Source organism: Streptomyces sp. NBC_00344 (assembly GCF_036088315.1).
Taxonomy (GTDB): domain Bacteria; phylum Actinomycetota; class Actinomycetes; order Streptomycetales; family Streptomycetaceae; genus Streptomyces.
This window is the reverse complement of the sequence record NZ_CP107996.1, coordinates 6,898,123-6,905,067: the sequence shown is the minus strand read 5'-3', so window position 1 is coordinate 6,905,067 and position 6,945 is coordinate 6,898,123. Positions and strand designations below refer to the sequence as shown.

Annotated in this window: 6 protein-coding genes; all 6 read left to right on the top strand. The window is 70.5% G+C overall.

Annotated features, from left to right (window positions below):
- Window positions 1-381 precede the first annotated feature (381 nt).
- Window positions 382-1,551, top strand: a complete 1,170-nt coding sequence (locus tag OHS16_RS31280; RefSeq protein ID WP_328540610.1) for a sensor histidine kinase — start codon at window positions 382-384, stop codon at window positions 1,549-1,551.
- Complete coding sequence (locus tag OHS16_RS31275; protein ID WP_328540609.1) at window positions 1,548-2,207, top strand: response regulator transcription factor; 660 nt, start codon at window positions 1,548-1,550, stop codon at window positions 2,205-2,207. The genes OHS16_RS31280 and OHS16_RS31275 overlap by 4 nt, the downstream gene beginning before the upstream one ends.
- 112 nt (window positions 2,208-2,319) lie before the next feature.
- Complete coding sequence (locus tag OHS16_RS31270; protein ID WP_328540608.1) at window positions 2,320-2,955, top strand: GOLPH3/VPS74 family protein; 636 nt, start codon at window positions 2,320-2,322, stop codon at window positions 2,953-2,955.
- Window positions 2,956-2,976: 21 nt separating this feature from the next.
- Window positions 2,977-4,536: a carboxylesterase/lipase family protein gene (locus OHS16_RS31265; protein ID WP_328540607.1), complete on the top strand. Its 1,560-nt coding sequence runs from the start codon at window positions 2,977-2,979 to the stop codon at window positions 4,534-4,536.
- Between the two features lie 170 nt (window positions 4,537-4,706).
- Entirely contained in the window at window positions 4,707-5,372 is a 666-nt protein-coding gene (locus OHS16_RS31260; RefSeq protein WP_328540606.1) for a hypothetical protein, read from the top strand.
- A 424-nt stretch (window positions 5,373-5,796) separates the two neighbouring features.
- The gene (locus OHS16_RS31255; protein ID WP_328540605.1) at window positions 5,797-6,813 is read left to right on the top strand and encodes an N-acetylmuramoyl-L-alanine amidase family protein; all 1,017 of its coding nucleotides are present in this window, start codon (window positions 5,797-5,799) and stop codon (window positions 6,811-6,813) included.
- The last annotated feature ends 132 nt before the right edge of the window (window positions 6,814-6,945 follow it).

Here is a 6,945-nt window from a genome sequence, read left to right as displayed (position 1 = left end):
TCGACCTGGGGCGATCCCCGGCGCCCGGCTGCGGTCCATGCAGCACAGCATCGGTCCGGTGGGGTGGGAGGGGCCGAGTAGTCACTACTCGTCGTGATGCAGAGGTCAGAACTCAACGGTGGGTCGGAGACATCAGGCGGCGTTGGGTGCGGAGCAGGAACCGGGTGGACGGGGCTGGCAAGGCACCCGCGCCCGTACGGCCGCCGGCGTCGTTTCGACGCGCGCCGAGCGGGATGGCTGACCAGCGGTGAGATGACGTCAGGACTCTGATTGACCCCGACTTGATGGGAGCACTGCCGGACCTGAACATCGGACGACCACCCGGGCAGGAACCGCGGCAGAAGATGAAAACGCGCCGGCTCTCGCCGATAGGGTCGGGGCGTGGACCGCAGGAGTAGGCAGCCGGACGACGCATTCGCCGGGGAAGCGCGGAGCGCGGTGTCACCCCGGGCGGCCCGGGCGCTGTGGTGGGCGTCGGCCGGTGTGGTGCTCGCTGTCATCGGCACCTCGGTACTCGTCGCCGGCATGGACCACGGCCGACGGCTGCCCGTGGCCGTGACCCTCGTCCTTGTGCAGGCCTGCGCCCTGCGGTGGCAAGTGCGCGCACCCGTTGTCGTACTGGCCGCGAACGCGGTGACGGGGCTCGTGGTGTGGGCGCTGCTGCCCGCAGTGTCCTTGACGGGGGCGCTGCTCGCAGCGCAGGTGGTGTTGTGCATGCTGTCGGCCACCGGACCACGGCGGCTTTCGGTGCCGGCACTCGCGGCGATGTGTCTGCCGGCGCCGCTGGCGTTCGGGGCGGGCGGCGGCTCGGGGCTGACGGTCTATCTCCTGGCGGTGGTGCTGGCGTGGACCGCGGGGCAGTGGCGCAGGGCGCAGCAGGCGCGGACGAGGGCGGAGATGCGCCGGGCTGTGGTGGAGGAGCGTGCGCGGATCGCGCGCGAGGTGCACGACGTCGTGGCGCACACGTTGTCGGTGATGGTCATTCAGGCGGGGGCTGCTGACGATGTGTTCACCGAGCGGCCCGATCAGGCACGGCAGGCGCTGCGGGCCATCGAGACGGGCGCCCGTTCGGCCCTGGGCGAGCTGCGCCTGCTGTTGAGTGCGTTCCGGCTCGAAGCGGAGGAGGACGGGCCCGGGGAGCAGCGGGAGCCGGGGCCCTCGCTCGCGCGCCTGGACGAGCTGGCCGATACGCTGCGCGCGACCGGAATGGCCGTGCACATGCACCGGGACAGCGCCACCGACAGCCTGCCTGCCGCGGTCGATCTGGCGGCGTACCGGATCGTCCAGGAGGCCCTCACCAACACGCTGCGCCACGCGGCCGGCGCCGACGAGGTGAGCGTGCACGTGACTGCTGAGGGGGCGTGCGTGAAGATCACGGTGATCGACAACGGGAACACATCGCTGGGCAGTTCGCCCGTGGTGGGCGCGGGGCGCGGTCTTGTCGGGATGAAGGAGCGCGCGCGGCTCGTTGGAGGCAGCCTGCACGCCGGTGCACTGCCCGGAGGCGGCTTCGAGGTGGCGGCGCGGTTGCCAGTGGAGAGGACGTCATGACGCTGCGCGTGGTGGTTGCTGACGACCAGGACCTGGTCCGTACCGGATTCCGCATGATCATCGACGCCAGGGATGACCTGGAGGTGGTCGGTGAGGCCGCCGACGGTCAGGAGGCGGTGCGGCTTACGGAAGAACTGGCACCGGACGTGGTGCTGATGGACGTACGTATGCCCGTCGTGGACGGCATCGAGGCGACCCGGCAGATCGCTGCGTGCGGCAGCCGGGCCCGGGTGCTCGTGCTGACCACCTGGGACGTCGATGCGCACGTGGTCGCCGCCCTGCGGGCCGGGGCGAGCGGCTTCCTGCTGAAGGACATGCGCCCCGGTGAACTCGTCGACGCGATCCGCCTCACCGCCCGGGGCGACGCTCTGCTGGCGCCGGCCGTGCTGAGCCGCGTTCTCGACCGGTTCCTGCGTTCCACGCCCGACCCCGCGCCGCTGCCCTCCGTCGCGGACCTCTCCGGCCGCGAGCGGGAGGTACTCACCCTGATCGGGCAGGCGCTGTCGAACGCGGAGATCGCGGGGCGGTTGCGCCTGTCGGAGGCCACCGTCAAGAACCACGTCACCGCGGTGCTGCGCAAACTCGGCCTGCGCGACCGCGTCCAGGCCGTCGTCGCCGCGTACGACCATGGCCTCGTGCAACCCCGTCGCCCCTGAAGGCGCGCCTCCTCCTCAGGGAGGAGGCCGGGCCGCGATCCTCCTGCGTTCCCAGTGACAGCCCATTCCCCTGGCCGATCCGTGCCCGCATGCCAGGCCATAGCGTCTGGGTGTGACCGACGACCTGCCCTGCCTCGTTTATCTGCTCGCTTACGACGACTCGGCCGAAGGCCCTTACGACCGCGCCCGGACGGAACTGCTGGTCCGTGCTGCTGCCCTGATCGACCTGGCGTTGCGCGGCCGGCTGGGGGAGGACGGCGGCACTGTCACCGTGACCGGCGTCGAACCGACCGGCAACCCGGTCCTGGACGGTGTTCTGCTTGACGCCGCCGGGCACGGGTGGAAGCAGCTCGTGCGCCGCCGGCGCAAGCGGACCCTGACAGAGGTGGAGGACCGGCTCGCGGGTGCGGGACTCCTCACGGTGAAGGCCCCCCGTACGCGCTTCGGCTCACGGCGGCTGGCCGTGACGGACCGCGCCGTGCCTGCTGCACTCCGTGCCCGCGTGTCCGCGGCGCTGCACCAAGAGGGTTCCGTGCGGGAGATCCCCGCCGCCGACGCCGCGCTGCTGGCGCTGGCCGCGGCGGGCGGCGTCCGCTCGGTCGTCTCCCGGCAGGACCAGAAGGCGTTCCGGGCTCGTATCGACGCATGCACAGGGTGTCTCGCTGCTCTCGCGCCCGGCCTGGAGAGAGCTGTACGTACTCTGCCGATGACCATGATCGCCGCACAGGGCGGCCTGGGCGGCAGCTGAACGGATGGGGAGATGATGAACATGCACCGCCTCCTGACCACTGTGTGCGGCGCCTTGCTCGCCGTGCTGGCGACGGCCTGGTCCGCAGTGCCGCCCGAGGAGCCCGTCCGGCAGGACGCCGCTACGACGGTACGCACCCACGCCGGCCTGGTGGGGGGCGCCGCCCACGACGGCTACCGCACCTTCGAGGGCATCCCCTACGCGGCGCCCCCGGTCGGCAGGATGCGCTGGGCGCTGCCCCGCCGAGCGGCACCCTGGTCCGGGGTACGAGATGCGACCCGGCCCGCGAGTGCCTGCCCGCAGCCGGCCGGCGAGGTGTCCGGCGGCAGCACCGACGAGGACTGTCTCCACCTGAACGTCACGACGCCCGGAGGCGCAGGACCGGCACGTCCCCGGCCGGTGCTCGTGTGGCTGCACGGCGGCGGCTTCACCACGGGAGCGGGCAGCTCGTACGACGGTCATCGCCTGGCCACCCGCGGCGACGTCGTGGTCGTCACCGTCAACTACCGCCTCGGGGCCCTCGGTTTCCTCGCCCGGAGCAGGCTGCCCGGCTCCGGCGACTTCGGCCTGGCCGACCAGCAAGCGGCGCTGCGTTGGGTGCACGCAGAAATCAGAGCCTTCGGCGGTGATCCGCACAACGTGACGCTGGCCGGCGAGTCGGCGGGCGGCTACAGCGTCTGCGCCCAGCTCACCTCACCCGCCGCCACGGGGCTCTTCGATCGGGCGATCATCGAGAGCGGTCCATGCACTGGCAGCCGCGACCGGCCGTTCGCACCGTCCTCCATCCCTCTGTCAACGGCTCGCGCCGCGGGCGCGGACCTCGCAGCAAGGGTCGGTTGCGGCTCCGCCCTCAATGTCCTGGCATGCCTGCGGCGCGTGCACGTCTCCCGTCTGCTGGCGGCCCAGGACACCGATCAACAACCCGCATATTCCACCCCGTTGCTGCCCAGCGACCCGGCAGCGGCGATCGCGGCGGGCCGCTTCCACCGGGTTCCCGTACTCATCGGCGTCAACCACGACGAGGGCAACGGCTGGGCCGCCGGAATCGTCCAGGCCGGCCATCCCGTCACTCCCGGCACCTGGTCCGAGATCGTGGCCGCCTTCTTCCCTTTCCCGGGGCAGGCGAAGAGGATCGCCCGTGAGTACCCGGTGCACAGCACCGACGGCGGCCCGGTGTTCGGCGCGGTCATCGGCGACGCTGACTTCGCATGCCCGACGGCGCACACCAGCAGCCTGCTCGTCGCCCATGTGCCCGTTTGGCGCTACGAGTTCGCTGACGAGCACGCACCGCCGCTCACCTCGGCCACGCCACCGTTCCCACTCGGCGCACCCCACGCGAGCGAACTGCCCTATCTGTTCGACCTTGGCGGCCGCCCCCGCAACCTGACCGCGGCACAGCACCGGCTGGCCGACACCATGATCGACTACTGGGCCCGCTTCGCCCGCACCGCCGACCCGAACGGCCCGTCGTCGCCGCACTGGTCCCGCCAGACCGTGCTGTCCCTGGCACCGGATCACATCGTTCCCACCCGCACGGCACAGTCCCGCCACCACTGCGCGTTCTGGGACACCCTCGGGTGACCACGAAGGCGACCGCAGTGGGGGCCCGCCGGCTCGGCCGACGGACCGCACTGCACGGACCCGCGAATCCCCATCCGGTGTCCAAGCCCAGCGACGCTGCGCTGCGAGCTGCAGAGACTACGTCAGCGAACCAACGAGGAACCCACCACTCGGACCCTGAGGGGACAGCCATGACCGAAATCGTCGCCAGGCGGCTGACCGGCCTTGCCGGCATCGCCACTGCGGCCGCCTTCATCGTCGAAGTACCCCTGTACTTCATCTACTCCGGTCCGCCACCGGACACGAACGTCCTCACCAGGCTGCTGATCGGAATACTCGCCCTGGCGTTTCTCATCGTCTTCGTAACGGCCTTCCGTGAACTGCTCAAAGAGGCGAACCCCGCCTACGAATGGGTCGGCACGATGGCCTTCGCCACCGGACTGGTCTACTCGACGATCACCCTGGTCTCCAGCGGGCTGGAAGCCGGCGCGGTCATCGCCACCGACCACCCGATCGACCCAACCGTCACAGTCAGCGGTACCTACGTCCTCTACGGGGCGATAGGCCGCCTGATGCTCGCCCTCTTCCTGAGCGCAGTGGGCTACGGAATCTCCCGTACGAACCTGCTGCCGCCCTGGACCGGCCGCTCTGCCTTCGTCCTGGCAGCGGTCAACCTGGTCTTCGTGCCCTCACTGTTCTTCGGCAACACCCCCGCGCACTTCTACGCGGCGAACGGCTGGGGCACTACCGCCCTGGTGGGCGCGCTTTTCAGCTACTGGATGCTCGCTCTGGGCATATCCACCTACCGCAGCGCCACGCGACACGCGCCCGCCGACTCACCAGCTCTGCAGCACTGACACCGCCTGCGCAGCTGGACACCACCCGCACCACACACTCCGCCGTTCCACCCAGTCCCCCGGCTCACCCGGTCCACGCGGCAGCCCCGGCCGACACCCACCCGAACGTCCCCGGCCCCCTTCGATGACCGGGACCCCCGACGTTCCTCGACTGAGTGCCACTGCGCGACTGATGTGCGCACCCATGGGTGCGCACATCAGTCGCGCAGTGGCGTCGCCCGAACGGCTGCGGTGGCATGGCAGCGCGCGGGAAGTCCGGGTTCACTTGTCACGGTCGGGGCGGCGCTCCTGAGACACGGTCGATCTCGCTTCGCCACAGAGCCGAGCAGCAACGCGGCGTCGCTGTCTGTGCCTCCCATGTGGTGCCAGGGGGGCGCGAACACCGAACGTCTGTTCGTTTCCGGAGAGACAGGACGCAATGCTTATGGCTACTGGCGATCCCACTCCGCCGCTGGAGGGGCAGGACGAGCCGACGGCCATATCCGAGGTCAACCAGGGCGCCTCGACGGGCGGCGCGCGAAGGCGAGCGATACGCGGCATATGGCTGAGCACCGCTGCCCTCGGTGTCGGCGCCACCTTGGCCGCGCTCGTCACCGCCACGACAGGGAACCGCCGCGTCGCCGCACACCACCACGCGTCATCGGCGACGCGTGTGCCCCCGCGTGCCGCGCTGGATCCTGCCGCGTTCGCTCCCGGCGCGTGCATGGTGTTCGCGCCCACCTCGGGAAACCGGCATCGCACCGTGTTCCTCGACGCAGGACACGGCGGCCCCGATCCGGGCGGCCAGGGCGTGACTACTACAGGCCGGCGGACCGAGGAGAAGACCGATACGCTCGCCACGGTGCTGGACACCACACAGCTTCTGCGTGCTGAGGGTTATCGGGTGGCGGTCTCCCGCACCGGCGACAGCGCGGTCGCCCGTCTGTCCGGCAAGGACCTGTCCGGAAAGGTCATGTCGCCCAGCGGCGTACACAAGGACCTGGTCGCTCGCGCACGGTGTGCGAACCTCTCCACTGCCTCCGCGCTCGTGTCAGTCCACTTCAACCTGGACAGCTATGCGAGTACCGGTGGCGCCCTCACCTTCTTCGATGCCGACCGGTCGTTCTCAGCCCGGAGCCGGAAACTCGCCGGTCTGCTGCAACACGACATCGTCGCGGCCCTGGCAACCCATGGCTGGCACGTATCCGACCGAGCGGCCACCAGCAACAGCACCGGCGGCAGCACACTGACATCCAAAGCCGCCGCCTACGGCCACCTGGTCGTGCTCGGGCCGCGCAAGCAGGGCTACAACGACCATCCCTCAGCCATGCCCGGCGCACTCGTCGAACCGCTGTTCATCAGCAACCCGGCCGAAGGCAGCATCGCCGACAGCACAACCGGTCAACACACCATCGCCACCGGCATCGCAGACGCCCTCAACGAGTTCCTCACCAAGCCGTAAGGCCCAAGAACCAGTACCCATGTCTCGCGGCCGTCCATCGCGCCCGACGTCCCAGACCCTCGCCGGCATCGATGCGACCGACGCAGAACTCATCCGCGGCGGGTCCCACCGTGTCCGTCCAAGACCGGCCTG